The following is a 22,489-nucleotide window of genomic DNA, read 5'->3' on the forward strand; positions in this document are numbered from 1 at the left end:
GTTCACACCTCCGGGGCTTCGAAGGAGGTGGTGCGCCGCATGCCGGCGGCGCGGCCCTTGCCGGAGATCACCAGCGCCATCTTGCGGCTGGCCTCGTCGATCATCTCGTCGCCGAGCATCGCCGAGCCCTTCTTGCCGCCCGCCTCCGACGTGGAGTACTCGTACGCGTCGAGGATCAGCTCGGCGTGGTCGTAGTCGTCCTGCGAGGGGGAGAAGATCTCGTTGGCCGCTTCGATCTGCCCGGGGTGCAGCACCCACTTGCCGTCGAAGCCGAGAGCGGCGGCGCGCCCCGCCACCTCGCGGAACGCGTCCACGTCCCGGATCTGCAGGAACGGGCCGTCGATCGCCTGGAGGTCATGGGTGCGGGCCGCCATCAGGATGCGCATCAGGATGTAGTGGTACGCGTCGGCGCCGTAACCGGGCGGCTGCTGGCCCACCACCAGGGTCTTCATGTTGATGGACGCCATGAAGTCGGCGGGGCCGAAGACGATGGTCTCAAGACGCGGCGAGGCGGCGGCGATCTCGTCGACGTTCACCAGCCCCTTGGCGTTCTCGATCTGCGCCTCGATGCCGATCCTGCCGACCTCGAAGCCCATCGTCTTCTCGATCTGCGTCAGCAGCAGGTCCAGCGCGACGACCTGCTGCGCGTCCTGCACCTTCGGCAGCATCAGGCAGTCGAGGTTCTGCCCCGCGCCCTCGACCACCGTGACGACGTCACGGTAAGTCCACTGCGTCGTCCAGTCGTTGACCCGTACGACCCGTGTCTTGCCCGTCCAGTCGCCCTTGTTGAGCGCGTCCACGATGGTGTGCCGGGCGCCCTCCTTGGCGAGCGGCGCGCAGGCGTCCTCCAGGTCGAGGAAGACCTGGTCGGCCGGGAGCCCCTGGGCCTTCTCCAGGAAGCGCGGGTTCGATCCCGGCACCGCGAGGCAGGAGCGGCGGGGCCTGAGACGGTTCACGGACGTCATGCGGGGACCTCCAGAGGAGCGAGTGCGTTGGCGGAGCGGATCTCGTCGACGATACGGCCGATGATCTCCGTGATACCGAAGTCCTTCGGGGTGAAGACGGCGGCCACACCGGCGCCGAGCAGTGTGCGCGCGTCGCCGGCGGGGATGATCCCGCCGACGATGACCGGTACGTCACCGGCGCCCGCCTCGCGCAGCCGCGCCAGTACGTCGGGCACCAGCGCCGCGTGCGACCCGGACAGGATCGAGAGCCCCACGCAGTGCACGTCCTCGGCGAGCGCCGCGTCGACGATCTGCTCGGGCGTCAGCCTGATGCCCTGGTAGACGACCTCGAACCCGGCGTCCCGCGCGCGCACCGCGATCTGCTCGGCGCCGTTGGAGTGCCCGTCGAGCCCCGGCTTGCCCACGAGCAGCCGCAGTCGGCCGACCCCCAGGTCCCGCGCGGTGTCCGCGACCTTCGCGCGTACGGCGGCCAGCGGTGTGCCGGCCTCGGCCGCGGCGGTCACCGGCGCGCCGCCGACGCCCGTAGGAGCGCGGAACTCGCCGAAGACGTCGCGCAGCGCCCAGGCCCACTCGCCGGTCGTCACACCGGCCCTGGCGCACTCCACGGTGGGTTCCATCAGATTGCCGGTGCCGGCGGCTGCCTTGCGCAGCGCGGTCAGCGCCTCCGTGGCGCGCGGTTCGTCGCGGTGCTCGCGCCAGGTGTGCAGGGCGGCCACCACCCGCGCCTCGTTGGCCGGGTCGATCGTCATGATCGCGGTGTCGAGGTCGGCGGTGAGCGGGCTGGGCTCCGTCGACTCGTAGCAGTTGACGCCGACGATCTTCTCGTCGCCCGACTCGATGCGCGCGCGCCGCTCGGCGTGCGCCGACACCAGCCGCGACTTGAGATAGCCGGACTCGACGGCTGCCATCGCACCGCCCATCTCCTCGATCCTGGCCATCTCGGCGAGGCTCTCGGTGACCAGCTCGGCCACCTTCGCCTCGACCACGTGCGAGCCCTCGAAGAGGTCCGGGTACTCCAGCAGATCGCTCTCGTGCGCGAGTACCTGCTGGATCCGCAGCGACCACTGCTGGTCCCACGGCCGGGGCAGTCCCAACGCCTCGTTCCAGGCGGGGAGTTGTACGGCGCGGGCGCGGGCGTCCTTGGAGAGTGTGACGCCCAGCATCTCCAGCACGATGCGCTGGACGTTGTTCTCCGGCTGCGCCTCCGTCAGACCTAGGGAGTTGACCTGGACGCCGTAGCGGAAGCGGCGCTGCTTGGCGTCCGCGACGCCGTACCGCTCGCGGGTCAGCTGGTCCCAGATGCGCGAGAAGGCGCGCATCTTGCACATCTCCTCGACGAACCGGACGCCGGCGTTGACGAAGAAGGAGATCCGGCTGACCACCTCACCCTTGCGGTCGTCGGCGATCTGCCCCGAGGCGAACACCGCGTCCAGCACGGCGACCGCGGTCGACATCGCGTAGGCGATCTCCTGGACGGGGGTGGCTCCCGCCTCCTGGAGGTGGTAGCTGCAGATGTTGATGGGGTTCCAGCGGGGGATGTGGTTCACCGTGTACGTGATCATGTCCGTGGTGAGCCGCAGACTCGGCACCGGCGGGAACACATGCGTGCCGCGTGACAGGTACTCCTTGACGATGTCGTTCTGCGTCGTCCCCTGGAGCCGCGCGAGATCGGCGCCCTGCTCCTCGGCGACCACCTGGTACAGCGCCAGCAGCCACATGGCGGTGGCGTTGATGGTCATGGAGGTGTTCGTACGGTCCAGCGGGATGTCCTCGAACAGCCGCCGCATGTCGCCGAGATGGGTGACCGGCACGCCGACCCGGCCGACCTCGCCGCGGGCGAGCACATGGTCCGGGTCGTAACCGGTCTGGGTCGGCAGGTCGAAGGCGACGGAGAGCCCGGTCTGGCCCTTGGCGAGGTTGCGCCGGTAGAGCGCGTTGGACGCCTCGGCCGTGGAGTGGCCCGCGTACGTCCGCATCAGCCACGGGCGGTCCTTCTCGCCCATCACAGCGTCCGGAACCGGTTGATGGCGTCGATGTGTTCGGCGCGCTTCTCCTCGTCCCGCACGCCCATTCCCTCGCGGGGCGCGAGCGCCAGCACACCGACCTTGCCCTGGTGCAGATTGCGGTGGACGTCGTACGCGGCCTGTCCGGTGTCCTGGAGCGCGTACACCTTCGAGAGGGTGGGGTGGATCTTGCCCTTCGCCACCAGCCGGTTGGCCTCCCACGCCTCGCGGTAGTTGGCGAAGTGCGAGCCCACGATCCTCTTGAGGGACATCCACAGATAGCGGTTGTCGTACTCGTGCGTGTAGCCGGACGTGGAGGCGCAGGTGACGATCGTGCCGCCCTTGCGGGTCACGTACACGCTGGCGCCGAAGGTCTCCCTGCCCGGGTGCTCGAAGACGATGTCGACGTCCTCGCCGCCGGTGACCTCGCGGATGCGCTTGCCGAACCGCTTCCACTCGCGCGGGTCCTGGTGGTGCTCGTCCTTCCAGAACCGGTACTCCTCGGCGTTCCTGTCGATGACCGCCTCGGCGCCCATCCGGGTGCACAGCTCCGCCTTCTGCGGGCTGGACACCACACAGACGGGGTTGGCGCCGCCGGCGAGCGCGAACTGCGTGGCGTACGAGCCGAGTCCGCCGCTGGCGCCCCAGATCAGCACGTTGTCACCCTGCTTCATCCCGGCGCCGTTGCGTGAGACCAGCTGGCGGTACGCCGTCGAGTTGACCAGCCCCGGCGCCGCCGCCTCCTCCCAACTCAGGTGCGCCGCCTTGGGCATGAGCTGGTTGGACTTGACGAGCGCCAGCTCGGCGAGGCCGCCGAAGTTGGTCTCGAAGCCCCAGATCCGCTGTTCCGGGTCGAGCATCGTGTCGTTGTGCCCGTCGGACGACTCCAGCTCGACGGAGAGACAGTGGGCGACGACCTCGTCACCCGGGTGCCAGGCGTTGACACCGGGGCCGGTGCGCAGCACGACACCGGCCAGGTCGGAGCCGATGACGTGGTACGGCAGGTCGTGACGCCTGGTCAGCTCGCTGAGCTTGCCGTAGCGCTCCAGGAACCCGAAGGTCGCCATCGGCTCGAAGATGGACGTCCAGACGGAGTTGTAGTTGACCGAGCTGGCCATCACGGCGACCAGTGCCTCGCCCGGGCCGAGTTCCGGCACGGGCACGTCGTCGATGTGGAGCGACTTGCGGGGGTCCTTCTCGTTGGTGGGCAGTCCTGCGAACATCTCCGTCTCGTCCTTGCGCACGGTCACGGCGCGGTAGGACTCGGGGACGGGCAGCGCGGCGAAGTCGGCGGACGTGCTGTCCGGTGACTCGATGGCGTCCAGGATTTCCTTCACGGTGTCGCCTCCGGCGAAGCGTATTTTCGGGAACGCTGAGGGGGTGCGTGTGCCGTCGGTCCGGCGGGTGTGGCTGATCGAGGTCATGCTGATCGGCGGCGCCGGGTGGGCGCGGAGGGTGCCTGTGACGCAGGCGTCCGGGGCGCTGGCGAGATGGCCTGCGGGGACATCCGGACACCTTCACGGTATGGCACGCCGTGCCAGCTGACAAGACACTGCGTGCCAGTAATTTCCCCGGCGGACGCCTCGGGTCATCGGCTACTCACTTTCCGTGATCGCGACTGGGCGCGACGACGAACGGAGGGGGACGGCCCCTCCGGCATGTGACCCCACCGGCATTTCTATATACGGATCGTCGTCCCGCCGGGGACGACACGCGCTCGGGACGGCCGCGTCGCGCCGCTACGCGTTCTTGAGCGCCTTTTTGATGGTCCGCATGACCTCGTCCAGCGGCGCGTCCACATGCGCCACCGTCACCAGCACGTCCCCGCTGGTACGCGCGGTCGCCGCCGCCCGCTCCGGCTTGCCGCCGACGGTACGGCCCGCGCCGATGCCCGCGCCGAACGTGTCACGGACGATCTCGAAGGCGTGGTCGAGCTGCGCCTCCACGTCGCCCTTGCCGCCGGCCCGCAGCCAGCGCCGCAGCACATGGTTGTGCGCGGTGACGACGGCAGAGGCGGCCACCTCGGCCAGCAGCGGGTCGTCGTTGCCGTCGGTGTGGTCGTGCTCGTCGAAGTGCCCCAGCAGATAGCGGGTGAACAGCCGCTCGTAGCGCGCCACCGAAGCGATCTCCCGCTCGCGCAGCGTGGGCACCTCACGGGTCAGCCGGTAGCGCTCGACGGAGACGGCGGGCGACGCCGCGTACATCCGCATGACCTCTTTGATGCCGCGGCACACCGTGTCCAGCGGGTGCTCGTGGGCCGGGGCCGCGTTCAGCACGGCCTCGGCCCGTACGAGCGTGTCGTCGTGGTCGGGGAAGATCGCCTCTTCCTTCGACCTGAAATGCCGGAAGAAGGTGCGGCGCGCGACCCCGGCCGTCGCCGCGATCTCGTCGACCGTCGTCGCCTCGTACCCCTTGGTGGCGAACAGCTCCATCGCCGCCGCCGCCAGTTCGCGGCGCATCTTCAGCCGCTGGGCCGCGGCGCGGGTACTCGCCGCAGTCTCAGGAGCATCGGACCTGGCAGTCGTACGGGAGGATTTGGCCGACTGGGACATGAGGTGAACGTACTGCATCCGCCCTGCGGAAATCTCCTGCGGGGCGGGGCCGCCCGGATCGCCGCCGGGCGCGGCCCCGCCGTCAGCGCCGCGCATATTCGCGGAAGCCGCGCCCGGTCTTGCGGCCCAGGCACCCGGCGGCCACCAGATGCTCCAGCAGCGGCGCGGGGGCGAGGCCCGGGTCACGGAACTCGCGGTGCAGCACCCGCTCGATGGCGAGGGACACGTCGAGACCGACCACGTCGAGGAGTTCGAAGGGCCCCATCGGGTAGCCGCCGCCGAGCTTCATCGCCGCGTCGATGTCGTCGAGCGTCGCGTAGTGCTCCTGCACCATCTTGACCGCGTTGTTCAGGTACGGGAAAAGCAGCGCGTTCACGATGAAGCCCGCCCGGTCGCCGCAGTCCACCGGATGCTTGCGGATCGCCGCGCTCACCTCGTGCACCGCGGCGTGCGCCTCGTCCGACGTGAGGACCGTACGGACCACCTCGACCAGTTTCATGGCCGGGGCCGGGTTGAAGAAGTGCATACCGACGACGTCGCGGGGGCGCGAGGTGGCGCGGGCGCACGCGATCACCGGCAGCGACGAGGTGGTCGTCGCGAGGACGGCGCCGGGACGGCAGACCTTGTCGAGGGTGGCGAACAGCTGCCGCTTGACCTCCAGGTCCTCCACCACCGCCTCGACGGCGAAATCGACCTCGGCGAACGCGTCGAGCGAACCGGCCGGCGCGATCCTGGCCAGCGCCTCGGCCCTGGCCTCCGCCGTCAGCCGCCCTTTGTCGACGGATCGCTGAAGCGACGTGGCGACCCGGTCCTTGGCCGCCGCCGCCTTCTCCGGGCCGCGCGCCGCCAGCACCACGTCGTACCCGGCCTTCGCGAAGACCTCGGCGATGCCGCTCGCCATCGTGCCGGAACCGGCGACCCCCACCGATGTGACGGTCCGCGCCCCGTCCGTCCCGGTGCGGTCGGGCGGGGTGAGCGCGTCGGGGACGACGGTGGCGCTGCCCGGCGCCTCGTACGTGTAGAAGCCGCGGCCCGACTTGCGCCCGGTGAGCCCCGCCTCGCTGAGCTGTCTGAGCACCGGCGCCGGCGCGTGCAGCCGGTCGCGCGACGCCGCGTACATCGCTTCGAGCACCGTGCGCGCGGTGTCGACGCCGATCAGGTCGAGGAGGGCGAGCGGCCCCATCGGCAGCCCGCAGCCCAGCCGCATCGCGGCGTCGATGTCCTCGCGCGACGCGTACTTGGCCTCGTACATCGCCGCTGCCTGGTTGAGATAGCCGAAGAGCAGCCCGTCGGCGACGAAGCCCGGCCGGTCACCGACGGCGACCGGCTCCTTGCCCAGCTCACGGGCGAGCGCGGTGACCGCCTCGACGGCGGCCGGTGCGGTGAGGACCGTACGGACCACCTCGACCAGTTTCATCGCCGGCGCCGGGTTGAAGAAGTGCAGCCCGAGCACCCGCTCGGGGTGCGCCGAGTCCGCGGCGAGCCGGGTCACCGACAGCGCGTTCGTGCCCGTCGCGAGGACGGCGGAGGGGCTGACGATGCCGTCCAGGGCGCGGAAGACCTGCTGCTTGGTCTCGTACGACTCGGGCACCACCTCGATCACCAGACCGGCGTCGGCGGCGGCCCGCAGATCGGTGAAGGTACGGAACCGGGCGAGGACGGTACGCCGCTCCTGCTCGGTGAGCCGCCCGCGCTCCACGGCGCGGGCGGTGGAGGCTTCGAGCGCGGTGACGGCCTGGGCCGTGGCCGCGTCGCTGATGTCGATACCGACGACCTCGCGGCCGGCCCGGGTGAGGATCTCGGCGATGCCGGTCCCCATGGTGCCGAGGCCGACGACGGCGATGGTGGAGAGAGGGATGTCCATCACGGGACTCCAGGGGAGGAAGAGTGACGACTGAAGGGGGGCGGCGGCGGGCGCGCGCACGTGTGCACGGGGCGGTGCGCCGGGTGCCGTGCGTCGCTCGTGGTGCGCCGCGTGTCCTGCGGATTGGTGCGGGATCCCTGCGGATTCCTGCGGGTCAGGAGGGCGCCACCCTGTCCCGGGGTCGCGTCGCTCGTACTGAACTCGTGCCGAACCGACTGCACTGCGCTCTCGACGGCTGCGTCACCAGGCCGCCGGGAGCCGCGGGGGTCACCCGCTCATCTGAGGTTAACCGACGGGTAACGAGCGCGCCAGACCTCCGTCCTGGCTGGCGGATGTGGTCTGGGTCACGGATACTCTGGCCGCCATGAACGAGGACTTCCGCTCTCTCGCGGACCGGGTGCGGGACGAGTCCGGCGGCTGCGCCGCGTACGAACGGCTCATCGCCACCGAGGACGACGAGGAGCTGGCCGTCGTGCTCGTCGAGCGCGAACGGCCGTTATGGGCACGGGAGATCGCGGCCTTCCGGCTGGGCTGCGCGGGCGACAGCCGGGCCTTCGAGACGCTGGTCCTGCTGCTCAACCACCGCGACCCGGAGCGCTGCGTCGGCGCCTCGTACGCCCTGGCGCGGCTCGCCGACCCCCGCACGGCGCGGGCGGCGGCAGCGCTGGCCACGAACGCGATGCGCACGGCGTACGCCCTGCACCCCGTCCGCCTGCTCACCGAACTGCGCGCGCCCGAGTCCGTACCGGCACTGATCACCACGCTGGAGCGGCTGCTGGCCCCGGACGAACCACACTGGCGGGTGGCACTCGCCTGCGTCGAAGGCCTGGGCGAGCTGGGCGACCCGCGCGCCACGACGGTGCTGCGGGCGGCCCTCGAAACCCCGGGGCTCCGCCCGGCGGCGACCGAGGCCCTGACCCGCCTGGCCTGACGCCCGGACAGGGCCTAGGCGTTCAGGCGCGCCGCGTACCGCACCTCCGGTACGGGGACGTTCGCCACCTCGTACGACTCGCTCGCTCCGTCAGGCGTGAAGCCCGCCTTCGTGTAGAAGCGGCGTGCCCGGGCGTTGTCCGTCAGTACCCACAGCGACATCGACCGGTATCCCCGCGCCGCCGCGCGTACGCGCAACTCGGCCATCAGGGACCGGCCGACGCCGGTGGACAGGTGTTCGGGGCGTACGTAGAGGGCGTACAGCTCCGCCGTGCCGTCCGGCGCTCCGGTGTCCCGGCTCGGGCCGAAGCAGCCCCAGCCGACGGCCTCGCCCGCGCGTTCCGCGACGACGTTCACCACCCGGCTTCCCCCGGCGCCGAACTGCTCCCGCCGGCGCGCGGCGTCCTCCTCGACGCTCATCGCGTCCAGGTAGGCCGTGGGCATCAGCCCCGCGTACGCGTGCTGCCAGCCGCGCACCCGGATCCGCGCGACGGCCTCGCAGTCGTCCGCCGTCATGTCCCGGATCCGGACCGGCCCCCCGCTCAGCCCTTCTCCCCGACGACGGCGAACGCCTCTATCTCCAGCAGCAGTTCGGGCCGGAACAGCGCGGCCACCTGGATCGCCGAACTGGCCGGCGGGCGTGCGGTGTCCACGACCTCGTCGCGCGCGATCCGGATCGCGGGCAGATGGGCGACGTCCGTGACGAAGTACGTCAGCTTGACGACATCGGCGAAGGTGGCGCCCGCGGCGGCGAGGCAGCGGCGCAGATTCTCGAAGACCTGGCGCGCCTGGGCGGCCGCGTCGCCCTCCCCGACGAGCTTGCCGTCCCCGTCGAAGGCGCACTGGCCGGACACCGCGACGAACGTGCCCGTGCCGTACACGACATGGCTGTAGCCGTTGCCGGGGGCGACGCCTTCGGGCGCCGGTACATGGGTGAGTCCACTCATGCGCCCATCCTGGCCGATGCCACTGACAACGCGCCAAGGGGTTTCGCGGCCGACGGCCGGCCCCCGGCTCCCGCCCCCCCCGGTCACAACAGCGTGAGCTGCGTGGCCTCCTGTTCGGGCTGCCGCGCGGTCGGCAGGTCCGGGTCCGTCGGTACGGACAGCCGGCGCGACGCTCCCCGGGCCGCGGGGCCGATGCCGTACTCGTCGGCCAGCGCGTGCACCTGGCCGGTGATGCGGCGCTGGTACCACTTCGGGGCGTAGGCGCCCTCCGCGTAGAGCCGTTCGTACCGCCGCACCAGGTGCGGATGGCGCTCGGCGAGCCAGGCCATGAACCACTCGCGCGCGCCGGGCCGCAGATGCAGGACGAGCGGGGTCACGGAGGTCGCGCCGGCCGCCGCTATCGCCCGTACCGTCGCCCGGAGCTGGTCGGGCCGGTCGCCCAGGAAGGGGATGACCGGCGCCATCAGCACCCCGCAGCCGATCCCGTTCTCCGACATCGCCCGTACGACGTCGAGCCGGCGCTCCGGTGAGGGCGTGCCGGGCTCGACGGTGCGCCACAGCTCCTGGTCGACCGAGCCGACCGAGACGGAGATGCCCACCTCGGTGACGGCCGCCGCCTGCCGCAGCAGCTCCAGGTCGCGGAGGATCAGCGTGCCCTTGGTGAGGATGGAGAACGGGTTCGCGCGCTCGGTGAGCGCCGAGATGATGCCGGGCATCAGCCGGTAGCGGCCCTCGGCCCGCTGGTAGCAGTCGACGTTCGTGCCCATCGCGATGTGCGCCCCCTCCCAGCGGGGCGACGCGAGATGGCGCCGCAGCAGCTCCGGGGCGTTGATCTTGACGACGATCTGGGAGTCGAAGCCGAGTCCGGTGTCGAGGTCCAGATAGCTGTGGGTCTTGCGCGCGAAGCAGTAGACGCAGGCGTGCGTGCAGCCGCGGTACGGGTTGACCGTCCATTCGAACGGCATACGGGACGCTCCCGGCACCCGGTTCACGATCGAGCGGGCACGTATTTCATGGAAGGTGATGCCGCGGAATTCGGGGGTGTCGAAGGTGCGTGTGGTCACCGCGTCCGTCCCGAAGAGCGCGATGTCCCCAGTTGTCCCGGGGTTCTCGACCAGATTGTCCCAGCGCATGGCTGCCTCCTCGGTAGTGCTCCTCAGAGAATAGAACATTTGTTCGTTCAATGTCGGCCACCCCGATTTGGGCGGGCGCGCCGGGGGTGGTTGGCTGTCCGCACTTCACCCAAGAACCGAGTGCTGGAGGAACAGCCATGGCGCAGGTCGAGGCCACGACGGAGCGGATCATCGCGGCGGACGCGGAGACCGTGTTCGACGCGCTGGCCGACTACCGGGACACCCGTGCGAAGCTCCTGCCCGAGCAGTTCAGCGAGTACGAGGTGCGCGAGGGCGGCGACGGCGAGGGGACCCTCGTCCACTGGAAGCTCCAGGCCACCAGCAAGCGAATCCGCGACTGTCTGCTGGAGGTCACGGAGCCCACGGACGGTCAGCTGGTCGAGAAGGACCGCAACTCCTCCATGGTCACCACCTGGGTCGTCACCCCGGCGGGTGAGGGCGGTTCGAAGGCCGTCGTCACCACGGTCTGGGACGGCGCCGGCGGTGTGGGCGGCTTCTTCGAGCGCACCTTCGCGCCCAAGGGACTCGGCCGTATCTACAGCACGATCCTGGCGAGGCTCGCCGCCGAGACCGAGAAGGCCGGGGCCGCGACGGCCGGAGCCGAGAAGTCCGGAGCCGAGAAGTCCGGCGGAGACGTCGAGGTGGCCCCCGGCGACAAGGCCGCGACCGGGCCTGCCGCGACCGAGCCCGCGGTGACCGACCCCGCCGAGGGTGAGAAGAAGTAGTCCCGGGCAACCAAGCTCCCTCGGTCACTCCCGCCGGGGTCACCGATTCGGGTGGTTTTCCCCGCGGCGCCGTACCGCGCTCCGCGCGTGATGCGTCGCGGGAAAGCCCCTGATGAGCGCCCCGGCGCGGGCTCCCACGCACAACACGCCCCCGCCGTAACCCCCTTCGTTCGTGAGCATCCCGCTTGCTCCTGCTTGGCGCGCAATGCGAAGAATGACGCCGCGCAAGTGTGCCGGGTGCGGGCGTGACGAGGGGAGCAGTACGTGGGCGGGATCACTCTGGTGAAGGACGACGAGCGGACACTGGTGTCCGCTCCCGCGGTGGCCGGTCCGCCGCAGCCACCACCGACCGGATCCGACGGGGTGGCGCCGGGCGAGGTGCTCAGCCCGCGCCGGGTGCGGCTGGTCTTCGTCGGCCTGATGCTCGCGCTGCTGCTGGCGGCGCTCGACCAGATGATCGTCGCCACGGCCCTGCCGAAGATCGTCGGCGAACTGCACGGCCTGGACCGGATGTCCTGGGCGATCACCGCCTATCTGCTGACCTCCACCATCGGTCTGCCGATCTACGGCAAGCTCGGCGACCTCTTCGGGCGCAAGGGCGTCTTCCTGTTCGCGATCGTCGCCTTCACCATCGGCTCGGCCCTCACCGGCTGGTCGCGTTCCATGAACGAACTGATCGCCTTCCGCGCGGTCCAGGGCATCGGCGCCGGCGGGTTGATGATCGGGGTCCAGGCGATCATCGCCGACATCGTGCCGCCCCGGCAGCGCGCCCGCTACATGGGGCTGATCGGCGCCGCCTTCGGTCTCGCCTCCGTGGCGGGGCCGCTGCTCGGCGGCTTCTTCACCGACCACGCGTCCTGGCGCTGGTGCTTCTACTTCAACGTGCCGTTCGGTGTGGTCACGTTCGCCGTCGTCTCCGTCGTCCTGCGCCTTCCCAAGAAGGCGGTCAGGGGCCGGCTGGACGTGCTCGGCGCCGCGCTGCTCGCCGCGGCCTCCACCTGCCTCGTACTGCTGACCAGTTGGGGCGGTACGGAGTACGCGTGGGGCTCGCGGACCATCCTCGGTCTCGCGGCCGGCGCGCTCGGAACGGCCGTGCTGTTCCTGGTCGTCGAGCACTTCGCCGCCGAACCGATCATCCCGCTGCGGCTGTTCCGCGACACGGTCTTCAACACCACCAGCCTGGTCGGCGCGGTCATCGGTGTCGCGCTGTTCGGCGCCGCCAGCTATCTGCCGACGTACCTGCAGATGGTCGACGGCGCGAGCGCCACCGAGTCGGGGCTGCTGATGCTGCCCATGATGGGCGGTGTCGTCGGCGCGTCGATCGTCTCCGGGCAGCTCATCAGCCGTACCGGCCGCTACAAGATCTACCCGGTGCTGGGCACCGCCGTCGCCGCCGTCGGCATGTGGCTGCTGTCCCGGCTCGACACCGGCACCTCAGGCCTGGAGACCGGGATCGCGCAGGCGGTGCTCGGTCTCGGGGTCGGCATGGTGATGTCGGTGCTCGTGCTCGCCGTGCAGAACTCCGTACCGCCCTCCGACCTCGGCACGGCGACCAGCGCCAACAACTACTTCCGGCAGATCGGCGGCAGTGTGGGGGCGGCCGTCTTCGGCACGCTCTTCGCCAACCGGCTGACCGACGCGCTCGCCGACCGCATCCCCGCGGGGGCCGGGCTGCCCAGCCCCGAGTCCATCACCCCGCAGATGGTGCACGCGCTGCCGCCCGCCCTGCGCGACGGCTACATCCAGGCGTACGCCGACGCGATGCCGCGGATCTTCCTCTATCTCGTGCCGGTGCTTGTCCTCGGCCTCTTCATCGCCTTCTTCCTCAAGGAGAAACCGCTGGTGTCCCACAACGCCTCAGCCGCCGAGTCCACCGAGGTCCCCACCGCGCGCATCGCGGCCGCCCAGGAACCCTCACCGTTCGCCCCGCCCGTCGCCCCCGTCGCGCCGACCCAGCCCGCGTACACCTCGGGTGTCGCCGTCTGCGGCACGGTCCAGCACTACGACGGCAGTACGGTGCCGCGCGCCGCGCTCACGCTCATCGACGTCCAGGGGCAGCAGATCGGCCGCGGTGCGAGCGGCGCCGACGGGCGGTACGCGCTCAGTGTGCCGGGCGCCGGGTCGTACGTGATGATCGCGGCGGCCGGCGGGCACCAGCCGCAGGCCGTGACGGTCACCGTCGGCGAGCGGCCCGTCGAGCTGGACGTGGTGCTGGGCGGGGCGGGCCGGCTCGCCGGGGTCGTCGTCACCGCCGACGGCACCCCCGTACGGGACGCGGCCGTGACGCTGACGGACGTGCGCGGCGAGGTGGTGGCCAGTACCCGCAGCGGCCGTGAGGGCGGTTATGTGATCGCCGAGCTGGTCGCGGGGGAGTACACCCTGGCGGCGAGCGCCCCCGCCTTCCGCCCCGCAGCGCTGCCGGTCAGTGTGCAGGCGTCGCGGGAGACCCGGCAGGACATCGAGCTGGCGGGCGGCGCCGTGCTGCGGGGTACGGTACGGGCCGGCGGCGGCCGGCCGGTCGAGGACGCCCGGGTCACCCTGCTCGACGCGGCGGGGAACGTGGTGGACACCCTCACCACCAACGCCGACGGCACCTTCCGGTTCGTCGACCTCTCGTCGGGCGAGTACACGGTGATCGCGGCGGGCTATCCGCCGGTCGCCACGGTGCTCCAGGTGGCGGGCGGCGGACGCACCGAACGGGATCTCCAACTGGGCCACGAGGACTGACTGAATTTCAGTCAATAATTTGCCGTGCGCGGGCGCACCACCTATTAGTTCATTGCCCGGCGGATCGCGTGTGCAGGGCCGTACCGTGGTGGGTGAAGCCGCAGATCCTGGCGGCATGGAAGGAGCCTTCCACCCATGGACAGTGGCTTTCCGCCGGGCTTGCCGCAGCAGTTCGCCGCGGCCGGCCGGATTCCGCTCGCCGTGGTCGTCGTGGACGCGGACGGCCAGGTGTCGCACTGGTCCACCGGCGCACGGAGACTTTTCGGCCATTCCAAGGAAGAGGCGGTCGGTCAGCAGGCCGGCGACCTGATGCCGGTCTCCGGAGCCTTCGCCGACGACGAACACGGGCTGGTCCACGGCCTGTACGACGCGGCCGACGAGCTGGGTCCCGAGCTGCACGGACGCGCGGCCTACCCCACGGCGGGGCGGGCGAAGGTCTCCGAGCCCGGCCGGGATCCGCTCGACGTGCTCTGGTGGTCCTACCCGCTGGTCGGCCCCGGCACGGGGCGCCATCTCGTACTGGCCGCCGACGCGCGGCAGTTCAGCGGCGGGACGACCGGGGAGGACGCGGCGGCCCAGCGGATCACGCCCGGTTTCGCCGCGCACACCGAGTTCCCCGACGGGAACGGGCTGGCCAGAAGGCTGCCGGACATCCTGCCGAACATGGGCCCCGCCGAGGCCACCCGCATCACCTCGCAGGTCCTCGAACTGGGCTATCCGGTGCTGGAGTTCAGCCGGCACGCCCAGGTGCCCGTCACCCCGGACTGGGGAGTGCCACAGCGGCCGGACGGCCGGCAGGGCGCCGCGCGTGCGGGCGCGGGACAGCCGGGTGCCGGGCAGGCCGGTGCGGGGCCGGATTTCGCCGGGCCGGCCGCCGCCACGCGACGGCCGGCGCCCCGACCGGAGACGGATCTCGAATACGCCGCCGTCCGTGAGCGGTTGGAGTTCCTGAACGAGATCAGCGGACGCATCGGGTCCTCGCTCGACCTGGAACGCACCATCCGGGAGGTGACCAGCGCCGCCGTGCCCCGGTTCACCGACTTCGCCGGCACACATCTGCGGGCGGCCGTACTGGCGGGCGAGGGGTTCCCCGAGGGGGTGCCGGACGAGAGCACCGTCTGGCACCGGGTCTGGGTCGAACACAACGACGAACCGGGCCGCTGGGACGACACGGTCCCGGTCGGCGAGGCCATCGCCTTCCCCCGGCACACACCGTTCTTCCAGTGCATGGTCACCGGCGAACCGGTACTGATCCCCCGGCTCAGCGAGGAGCAAGGGGACCGTATCTCCGGGGAGTTCGAGAAACGGGACCTGCGGCCGCTGATCAACAACCGCTCCCTGCTGCTCGTACCACTGAAGGCGCGCGACGTGGTGCTCGGCTTCATGGTGCTGATGCGCCGCAGCGACCGTGCGCCGTTCGACGACATGGACCGGACGACCGGCGCCGAACTCGCCGCCAGGGCGGGGCTCGTGCTCGACAACGCCCGGATGTACACCCACCAGGAGAATGTCGCCGAGACACTGCAGGACAGCATGCTGCCGACGGTCGCCCCGCACATGGCGGGCTGCGACATCGCCACTCGCTACCTGCCCGGCACCCGGCTCGGCCGGATAGGCGGCGACTGGTTCGACTCCGTCAAACTCCCCGGCTCACGCACGGCGTTCGTGGTCGGTGACGTGATGGGCCACGGGCTCAACTCGGCCGCGATGATGGGCCAGCTGCGCACCGCCGTCCAGACGATGGCGACGATGGAGCTGCCGCCCGCCCAACTGCTGCGTAATCTCGACGACTTGGCGCAGCGGCTCGGCGAGCGTTATCTGGCCACCTGTCTGTATGCGGTGTACGACCCGATCAGGTCCGAGCTGCAGATCGCCAACGCGGGCCATATCCCCCCGGTGTTGGTACGCGCCGCCGACGGCTGCGCCGAACTGCTCGACCCGCCGACCGGTGCGCCCATCGGCGTCGGCGGTGTCGCCTTCGAGACGGCGACCTACTCGGTGGCGCCCGGCGACCGGCTCGTGCTGTGCACGGACGGTCTGGTCGAGGTGCGCGGCCAGGACATCGGGGAAGGGCTCGCCGCCCTGTGCGAGCACGCCGCCCATCCCGCCGCCTCGATGGACACCGCCTGCGACACGATCATCCGCGCCCTGAACACCAGGGAAGGGCGCGACGACGACGTGGCCCTGCTGATGGCGAGGCTGAACGGCATTCCGGCCGACGACGTGGCCGAGTGGCAACTGGCCCTGGATCCACGGGAGGTGGCCCGCGCCCGTCGGCTGGTGCACGGCAGACTGCTGGACTGGGAGCTGCCGGAAGCGGTGGAGACCGCCGAACTGCTCGTCAGCGAGCTGGTCACCAACGCCGTGCACCACGGCAAGTGCCGCCATATCGGGCTGCGTCTGGTGCGTACCGACGCCCTGCTCTGCGAAGTCACCGACGACGAACCGGCGCCCGCCGCCCTGCGGGACGCGGGGGCGGACGACGAGATCGGCCGTGGGCTGCGGGTGGTCAGCAGACTCGCCAGGGAGTGGGGCAGCAGCACCGGTACCCACGGCAAGACGGTGTGGTTCGAGCAGGCTCTGGCGTAAAAAGTACGTTTCGGGTCGAACGTCTGAGCCGAGTGGCCCCCGCCCACTTGCCCGGCGCCCGGCGGCGACGGTAGTCCGGTGCCTCACAACCAGACATGGGAGGCCGTATGGACGTCTCGGAGCGCTACCGGGAGTCATGGGAAGGTTTCTGGCGGACGACCTCGGACGCGCCGGGCGAGGCGATGTGGGACGCGGAAGCCGGCCTCTCCGCCGTCCCGCACAGCGAACTGCTGCTGCCGCACGCCGACACCGCGCTGCCCGTGGTCGACCTCGGCTGCGGCAGTGGCACGCAGACGCGCTATCTCGCCACCCTCTTCGCCCGGGCCATCGGGGTCGACCTGTCGGACGCGGCGGTCGAACACGCCCGCCGCGCCGACCCGGAGAAGGCCGCCGAGTACGAACAGCTCGATCTGGTCGACGCCGAAGCGGTCCGGGCGCTGGGGGAGCGCACCGGCGACACGAACGTCTACATGCGGGCCGTGATCCATCAGAGCGAGCCGCAGGACCGGCCGGCCGTCGCTGCGGCCGTGGCCGGGCTGCTCGGCGTGAAAGGCCGGGCGTTTGTGGTCGAACTCACCCCGGCCGCGCAGGGCGTGCTCAAAGGCGCCGCCGAGTCGCCGGGCGGACCGCCCGCCAAGCTGCGCCGGGTCTTCGAGCACGGCCTCAAGCCGGCCGGCGCGGCGGACGAGGAGGTGCCGGAGCTGCTGCGCGCGGCGGGCCTGCGGATCCTGGCGAGCGGGGACACGGCGCTGCCGATGACGGAACGGCTGCCGGACGGCACCAGGATCGATCTGCCGGCCCGGTGGTTCGTTCTCGCCCGCGAGTGAGCCGGCGGTGGTGAAGGCGCTGGTCGTGGGCCGTGCGGGTCGCATTAGAGGTCTAGACCACCGTTAGTTTTCCACAGGGCTGGATCGGCCACACCGGGGCGCGTACGGTTTCCGCCATGAAGATCCTCATCAGCGCCGACATGGAGGGCGCGACCGGTGTGACCTGGCCGGCCGACGTCCTGCCCGGCACACCCCAGTGGGAGCGCTGCCGCTCCTTGTTCACCTCGGACGTGAACGCGGCAGCGCTCGGCTTCCTCGACGGCGGCGCGGATGAGGTGCTGGTCAACGAGGCGCACTGGAGCATGCGCAATCTGCTCCTGGAGCGCCTCGACGACCGCGTCCAGATGCTCACGGGCCGTCACAAGTCGCTCTCCATGGTCGAAGGCGTCCAGCACGGGGACGTGGACGGGATCGCGTTCGTCGGCTATCACACCGGCGCGGGCACCGAAGGTGTCCTTGCTCACACCTACCTCGCCAACTCCATCACCGGCGTCTGGCTCAACGGCGTCCGGGCCAGCGAGGGGCTGCTCAACGCCCATGTCGTGGCCGAGTACGGCGTCCCGGTGGTGCTCGTCACCGGTGACGACCTGACCTGCGAGGACGCCGCGGGCTACGCACCGCGGGCCCGGAGCGTCGCGGTCAAGGACCATGTCTCGCGCTACGCGGCCGTCTGCCGCACCCCGGCGCGTACGGCGGCCGACATCCGCGCCGCCGCGAAGGAGGCGACGGCGCTGGCCGTGCGTCATGAGCCGGTGACCGGCAAGACCTTCACCGTGGAGCTGGAGTTCGACGCCGCGCATCTCGCGGCGGCCGCCACCGTCGTCCCAGGGGTGACCCCCAGCGGCGAACGGCGTGTCGCGTACACGAGCGGGACGATGTATGAGGGCATTCGCACGTTCAAGGCGGTCACCACGATCGTCTCGTCCGCGGTGGAGGAGCAGTATGGCTGACATGCAGACGGCGCTGGACGAGGTGGTCACCTTCACCTCCGAGCTCATCCGTATCGACACCACCAACCGAGGGAGCGGCGACTGCCGGGAACGTCCGGCGGCCGAATATGTGGCCGAGCGCCTCGCCGGCGCCGGCATCGAACCCACGCTTCTCGAACGGACCCCGGGCCGCACCAACGTGGTCGCCAGGATCGAGGGCACCGACCCCTCGGCCGAGGCGCTCCTCGTCCACGGCCATCTGGACGTCGTCCCCGCCGAACCCGCCGACTGGTCGGTGCACCCCTTCTCCGGTGAGGTCAAGGACGGCGTGGTGTGGGGGCGCGGCGCCATCGACATGAAGAACATGGACGCGATGGTCCTCGCCGTCGTCCGCGCCTGGGCCAGGGAAGGGATCAGGCCGCGCCGGGACATCGTCATCGCCTACACCGCGGACGAGGAGGCCAGCGCCGTCGACGGCTCGGGCTTCCTCGCCGACCACCACCCCGCGCTGTTCGACGGCTGCACGGAAGGCATCAGCGAGTCCGGCGCCTTCACCTTCCACGCGGGCCCCGGCATGGCGCTCTACCCGATCGCCGCGGGCGAGCGGGGCACCGGCTGGCTGAAGCTCACCGCGCACGGCAAGGCGGGCCACGGCTCGAAGGTGAACCGGGCCAACGCGGTCAGCAGGCTCGCAGCGGCCATTGCCAGGATCGGCGAGTACGAATGGCCGGTCAGGCTCACCCCGACCGTGCGGGCGGCCCTGCGGGAACTCGCCGCGCTGCACGGCATCGAGGCCGACGTCGAGGCGCCGGACTTCGACACGGACGGGCTGCTCGGCAAGCTCGGCCCCGCGGCGGCGCTCGTCGAGCCGACCGTACGCAACAGCGCCAACCCGACCGTCCTCGAAGCCGGCTACAAGGTCAACGTCATCCCGGGACAGGCGACGGCGCTGGTCGACGGGCGGATGGTGCCGGGCGGCGAGGAGGAGTTCCGCGCCACCCTGGACCGGCTGACCGGACCCGACGTGGAGTGGGAGTTCCACCACAAGGAGATCGCGCTCCAGGCCCCGGTCGACTCGCCGACGTTCGCCAAACTGCGCGCCGCCGTTGAGCGCTTCGACCCCGGCGCGCACACCGTGCCGTACTGCATGTCGGGCGGCACGGACGCCAAGCAGTTCTCCCGGCTCGGCATCACCGGCTACGGCTTCTCGCCGCTCAAGCTGCCACCGGGCTTCGACTACCAGGCGCTCTTCCACGGCGTCGACGAACGGGTACCCGTCTCCGCGCTGCACTTCGGCGTCCGGGTCCTCGACCACTATCTGCAGACCGCATAGGGAGAGCCGCCACATGCTGACCACGGGCGCCTACGGAACGTGGCCCTCGCCGATCGACGCCGCACTGGCCGCCTCGCACGACGGCCGCCCCGAATTCGTCGGGGCGGTGGGCGACGAGGTGTGGTGGACCGAGCCACGCCCCGCCGAGGGCGGCAGGCGCGCGCTGGTGCGCCGGACGGCCGAAGGACACGAGGAGCCGGTGCTGCCGGCCCCGTGGAACGTACGCAGCCGGGTCATCGAGTACGGCGGCGCCCCCTGGGCGGCGCAGGCGCGCCCCGACGGCGGCCCGCTCGTCGTCTTCGTGCACTTCCCCGACCAGCGGCTGTACGTGTACGAGCCGGCGGCAGCCGCCGAGCCCCGGCCGCTCACCCCGCTGTCGCCGACCGGCGGCGGGCTGCGCTGGGTCGACCCGGTGCTCAGGTCCGAGCGCGGCGAGGTCTGGTGCGTGCTGGAGGAGTTCACCGGCGAACTGCCCACGGACGTACGGCGGGTGATCGCCGCCGTACCGCTCGACGGTTCGGCGGCCGACGACCGTACGGCCGTGCGTGAACTCTCCGACGACCGGCACCACTTCGTCACCGGGCCCCGGCTGTCCCCGGACGGCCTGCGGGTCGCCTGGCTCGCCTGGGACCACCCCCGGATGCCCTGGGACGGTACGGAGGTGATGCTCGGCGAGGCCGGCGGGGCCGGTCCCTTCACCGGCGTCAGGTCCGTCGCGGGCGGGACCGGCGAGTCCGTCGCGCAGGTGGACTGGGCGCCGGACGGTTCGCTGCTGTTCGTCTCCGACCCCGACAACTGGTGGCAGCTCCAGCGGATCCGCCCCGACGCCCTCGCCGCACCCGCCGTCGGTGCCGGGCCGCTCGCCGCCACGGTCCTGTCCCCGCGCGGCGCCGAGGAGTTCGGCGGGCCGCTGTGGAAGATCGGCCTCCAGTGGTTCCACCCGCTGCGCAACGGGCTGATCGCCGTCATCCACGGCACCGGCGCCAACGCGCTGGGCATCCTCGACCCGGAGAGCGGCGAACTGGTCGACGCCGTCGGGCCCTGGACGGAATGGGCCTCCACCCTCGCCGTCCAGGACAGTCGGGTGATCGGCGTCGCCGCCGGAGCCCACACCGGCTTCGAGATCGTCGAACTCGACACGCTCACCGGCCATTCCCGGGTGATCGGCTCGCCGCACCACGATCCCGTCGACCCCGCGTACTACTCCCGGCCCGAGTCGCGGGTCTTCACCGGGCCCGGCGGCCGGGAGATCCACGCCCATGTGCACCTGCCGCACAGCCCCACCCACACCGCGCCCGACGGTGAGCTGCCGCCGTTCGTGATGTGGGCGCACGGCGGCCCCACCAGCCGCACCCCGCTCGTCCTCGACCTGGAGATCGCCTACTTCACCTCACGCGGCATCGGCGTCGCCGAGGTCAACTACGGCGGCTCCACCGGCTACGGACGGGAGTACCGGGAACGGCTGCGCGAGCAGTGGGGCGTCGTGGACGTCGAGGACTGCGCGGCCGTCGCCGAGGCGCTGGCCGCCGAAGGCAGCGCCGACCCCGCCAGGCTCGCCGTACGCGGCGGCAGTGCCGGCGGCTGGACGACAGCGGCGTCCCTGACGACCAGCGACGTCTACGCCTGCGGCACGATCCTCTACCCCATCCTCGATCTCGCCGACTGGGCCGCCGACGGGACGCACGACTTCGAGTCGCGCTATCTGGAATCCCTGATCGGACCGCTCGCCGAGGTCCCCGACCGCTACCGCGACCGCTCACCCGTGCACCTCGTCGACCGGGTCAGCGCGCCGTTCCTGCTGCTCCAGGGCCTGGACGACGTGATCTGCCCGCCCGTCCAGTGCGACCGCTTCCTCGCGGCGATCGAGGGCAAAGGCGTACCGCACGCGTACATCGCCTTCGAGGGCGAGGGCCACGGCTTCCGGATGCGGGACACCCTGATCCGCTCCCTCGAAGCCGAACTGTCCCTGTACGCACAGACGTTCGGCTTCGACCGCCCGGACGTCCCGCGACTGGAGCTGCGCAAGTGACCGTCATCCCACTGACCCGGCCGGCCCGGCTGCGCGCGGGCGACAAGGTCGCCGTCGTGGCGCCCAGCGGACCGCTGCCCGAGGAGCGGCTGCAGAGCGGCCTGGACATCCTGCGCGGCTGGGACCTCGACCCGGTCGTCGCGCCCCATGTCCTCGACACCCACCCCCGGTTCGACTACCTCGCGGGCACCGACCAGGACCGCGCACGCGACCTGACCGAGGCGTGGTGCGACCCGTCCGTCTCCGCCGTGTTCTGCGCACGCGGCGGCTACGGCGTGCAGCGCATGGCCGAGCTGCTCGACTGGTCCGCCATGCGGGCCGCCGGCCCCAAGGTCTTCGTCGGCTACAGCGACGTCACCGCCCTGCACGAGGCGTTCGCCACCCGGCTCGGGCTGGTCACCCTGCACGGTCCGATGACGGCGGCCGTGACCTTCCTCAAGGACGCCGCGACCCAGGAGTCGCTGCGCGCCACGCTGTTCGAGCCCGAGTCGGTACGGACCCTGGGGCTGGGGACGGCCCGCGGACTCGTCCCCGGCCGGGCGGCCGGTGTCACGCTCGGCGGCTGCGTCAGCCTGCTCGCCGCCGACCTGGGCACCCCGCACGCGCGGGGCGGCGCGGCGGGCGGGCTGCTGCTGATCGAGGACGTCGGCGAGGAGCCGTACCGGCTCGACCGGATCCTCACCCAGCTGCTGCGCTCCGGCTGGCTGGACGGTGTCGCGGGCATCGGCCTCGGCTCCTGGGCGCAGTGCGGCCCGTACGAGGAGGTCCGCGCCCTGCTCCTGGACCGGCTCGGCGGCCTGGGGGTGCCGGTCGTCGAGGAGCTGGGCTTCGGCCACGGCGAGACGAATCTGACCATGCCACTGGGCGTCCCCGGCGTCCTCGACGCGGACAGCGCCACCCTCACCCTGGACGTCCCGGCGCTGATCTGACTCCTCA

16 protein-coding genes and 1 pseudogene are annotated in these 22,489 nt (G+C 71.5%); 9 read left to right on the forward strand and 8 right to left on the reverse strand.

Translation table 11 applies throughout. The features are described 5' to 3' along the window. Positions 1-2: 2 nt before the first annotated feature. The 5 genes from OHS57_RS30655 to OHS57_RS30675 form a co-directional block, all read right to left on the reverse strand. Positions 3-965 carry an HpcH/HpaI aldolase/citrate lyase family protein gene (locus tag OHS57_RS30655; RefSeq protein WP_328583994.1) on the reverse strand — a complete coding sequence of 321 codons (963 nt, stop codon included), beginning with the start codon at positions 963-965 and terminating at the stop codon, positions 3-5. After that, positions 962-2,968 carry a protein meaA gene (locus OHS57_RS30660; protein ID WP_328583995.1) on the reverse strand — a complete coding sequence of 669 codons (2,007 nt, stop codon included), beginning with the start codon at positions 2,966-2,968 and terminating at the stop codon, positions 962-964. The genes OHS57_RS30655 and OHS57_RS30660 overlap by 4 nt, the downstream gene beginning before the upstream one ends. Then, positions 2,968-4,305, reverse strand: a complete 1,338-nt coding sequence (ccrA, locus tag OHS57_RS30665; protein WP_041997092.1) for a crotonyl-CoA carboxylase/reductase — start codon at positions 4,303-4,305, stop codon at positions 2,968-2,970. The genes OHS57_RS30660 and ccrA overlap by 1 nt, the downstream gene beginning before the upstream one ends. 402 nt (positions 4,306-4,707) lie before the next feature. After that, on the reverse strand, positions 4,708-5,520 hold the full coding sequence (locus OHS57_RS30670) for a TetR family transcriptional regulator (protein WP_041997094.1): 813 nt from the start codon (positions 5,518-5,520) through the stop codon (positions 4,708-4,710). A gap of 82 nt (positions 5,521-5,602) precedes the next feature. Next, on the reverse strand, positions 5,603-7,384 hold the full coding sequence (locus tag OHS57_RS30675) for a 3-hydroxyacyl-CoA dehydrogenase family protein (RefSeq protein WP_328583996.1): 1,782 nt from the start codon (positions 7,382-7,384) through the stop codon (positions 5,603-5,605). 364 nt (positions 7,385-7,748) lie between these two features. Here OHS57_RS30675 and OHS57_RS30680 point away from each other — a divergent pair, with 364 nt between their 5' ends. Continuing rightward, complete coding sequence (locus OHS57_RS30680; RefSeq protein ID WP_328583997.1) at positions 7,749-8,315, forward strand: adenylosuccinate lyase; 567 nt, start codon at positions 7,749-7,751, stop codon at positions 8,313-8,315. A gap of 14 nt (positions 8,316-8,329) precedes the next feature. On the opposite strand, the gene OHS57_RS30685 is transcribed toward OHS57_RS30680, so the two are convergent. The 3 genes from OHS57_RS30685 to OHS57_RS30695 form a co-directional block, all read right to left on the reverse strand. After that, positions 8,330-8,830, reverse strand: a complete 501-nt coding sequence (locus OHS57_RS30685) for a GNAT family N-acetyltransferase (protein ID WP_328583998.1) — start codon at positions 8,828-8,830, stop codon at positions 8,330-8,332. Between the two features lie 26 nt (positions 8,831-8,856). Then, positions 8,857-9,261, reverse strand: coding sequence for a RidA family protein (locus OHS57_RS30690; protein ID WP_328583999.1), 405 nt, complete (start codon positions 9,259-9,261; stop codon positions 8,857-8,859). An 83-nt stretch (positions 9,262-9,344) separates the two neighbouring features. Further along, positions 9,345-10,394, reverse strand: a complete 1,050-nt coding sequence (locus tag OHS57_RS30695; protein WP_328584000.1) for an Rv2578c family radical SAM protein — start codon at positions 10,392-10,394, stop codon at positions 9,345-9,347. 137 nt (positions 10,395-10,531) lie between these two features. On the opposite strand from OHS57_RS30695, the pseudogene OHS57_RS30700 reads away from it, so the two are divergent. The 8 genes and pseudogenes from OHS57_RS30700 to OHS57_RS30735 all read left to right on the forward strand — a co-directional run. Then, positions 10,532-10,972, forward strand: a pseudogene (locus OHS57_RS30700) (SRPBCC family protein); the annotation flags it as partial. A 411-nt stretch (positions 10,973-11,383) separates the two neighbouring features. Further along, positions 11,384-13,846, forward strand: coding sequence for an MFS transporter (locus OHS57_RS30705; protein WP_443042995.1), 2,463 nt, complete (start codon positions 11,384-11,386; stop codon positions 13,844-13,846). 135 nt (positions 13,847-13,981) lie between these two features. Then, a complete protein-coding gene (locus OHS57_RS30710; RefSeq protein ID WP_041992613.1) occupies positions 13,982-16,435 on the forward strand; it encodes an ATP-binding SpoIIE family protein phosphatase in 2,454 nt (817 codons plus the stop codon). A gap of 107 nt (positions 16,436-16,542) precedes the next feature. Beyond that, positions 16,543-17,262: a class I SAM-dependent methyltransferase gene (locus tag OHS57_RS30715; protein ID WP_041992616.1), complete on the forward strand. Its 720-nt coding sequence runs from the start codon at positions 16,543-16,545 to the stop codon at positions 17,260-17,262. Positions 17,263-17,378: 116 nt separating this feature from the next. Continuing rightward, complete coding sequence (locus tag OHS57_RS30720) at positions 17,379-18,212, forward strand: M55 family metallopeptidase (RefSeq protein WP_328584001.1); 834 nt, start codon at positions 17,379-17,381, stop codon at positions 18,210-18,212. Continuing rightward, positions 18,205-19,524, forward strand: coding sequence for a M20/M25/M40 family metallo-hydrolase (locus OHS57_RS30725; RefSeq protein ID WP_328584002.1), 1,320 nt, complete (start codon positions 18,205-18,207; stop codon positions 19,522-19,524). Before OHS57_RS30720 ends, OHS57_RS30725 begins: the two co-directional genes overlap by 8 nt. A 13-nt stretch (positions 19,525-19,537) precedes the next feature. Continuing rightward, positions 19,538-21,553, forward strand: a complete 2,016-nt coding sequence (locus tag OHS57_RS30730; protein WP_328584003.1) for a prolyl oligopeptidase family serine peptidase — start codon at positions 19,538-19,540, stop codon at positions 21,551-21,553. After that, entirely contained in the window at positions 21,550-22,482 is a 933-nt protein-coding gene (locus OHS57_RS30735; protein WP_328584004.1) for a S66 peptidase family protein, read from the forward strand. Before OHS57_RS30730 ends, OHS57_RS30735 begins: the two co-directional genes overlap by 4 nt. The last annotated feature ends 7 nt before the right edge of the window (positions 22,483-22,489 follow it).

The sequence above is a fragment of the Streptomyces sp. NBC_00370 genome, from assembly GCF_036084755.1.
Taxonomy (GTDB): domain Bacteria; phylum Actinomycetota; class Actinomycetes; order Streptomycetales; family Streptomycetaceae; genus Streptomyces.

What these genes read in the sequence shown, in the direction of transcription:
- OHS57_RS30730 (WP_328584003.1), top strand. Translation starts at nt 19,538, where the DNA reads ATGCTGACCACGGGCGCCTACGGAACGTGGCCCTCGCCGATCGACGCC.
- OHS57_RS30670 (WP_041997094.1), bottom strand. Translation starts at nt 5,520, where the DNA reads ATGTCCCAGTCGGCCAAATCCTCCCGTACGACTGCCAGGTCCGATGCT.
- OHS57_RS30680 (WP_328583997.1), top strand. Translation starts at nt 7,749, where the DNA reads ATGAACGAGGACTTCCGCTCTCTCGCGGACCGGGTGCGGGACGAGTCC.
- OHS57_RS30655 (WP_328583994.1), bottom strand. Translation starts at nt 965, where the DNA reads ATGACGTCCGTGAACCGTCTCAGGCCCCGCCGCTCCTGCCTCGCGGTG.
- OHS57_RS30720 (WP_328584001.1), top strand. Translation starts at nt 17,379, where the DNA reads ATGAAGATCCTCATCAGCGCCGACATGGAGGGCGCGACCGGTGTGACC.
- OHS57_RS30675 (WP_328583996.1), bottom strand. Translation starts at nt 7,384, where the DNA reads ATGGACATCCCTCTCTCCACCATCGCCGTCGTCGGCCTCGGCACCATG.
- OHS57_RS30685 (WP_328583998.1), bottom strand. Translation starts at nt 8,830, where the DNA reads ATGACGGCGGACGACTGCGAGGCCGTCGCGCGGATCCGGGTGCGCGGC.
- OHS57_RS30660 (WP_328583995.1), bottom strand. Translation starts at nt 2,968, where the DNA reads ATGGGCGAGAAGGACCGCCCGTGGCTGATGCGGACGTACGCGGGCCAC.
- OHS57_RS30715 (WP_041992616.1), top strand. Translation starts at nt 16,543, where the DNA reads ATGGACGTCTCGGAGCGCTACCGGGAGTCATGGGAAGGTTTCTGGCGG.
- OHS57_RS30725 (WP_328584002.1), top strand. Translation starts at nt 18,205, where the DNA reads ATGGCTGACATGCAGACGGCGCTGGACGAGGTGGTCACCTTCACCTCC.
- OHS57_RS30690 (WP_328583999.1), bottom strand. Translation starts at nt 9,261, where the DNA reads ATGAGTGGACTCACCCATGTACCGGCGCCCGAAGGCGTCGCCCCCGGC.
- OHS57_RS30710 (WP_041992613.1), top strand. Translation starts at nt 13,982, where the DNA reads ATGGACAGTGGCTTTCCGCCGGGCTTGCCGCAGCAGTTCGCCGCGGCC.
- OHS57_RS30695 (WP_328584000.1), bottom strand. Translation starts at nt 10,394, where the DNA reads ATGCGCTGGGACAATCTGGTCGAGAACCCCGGGACAACTGGGGACATC.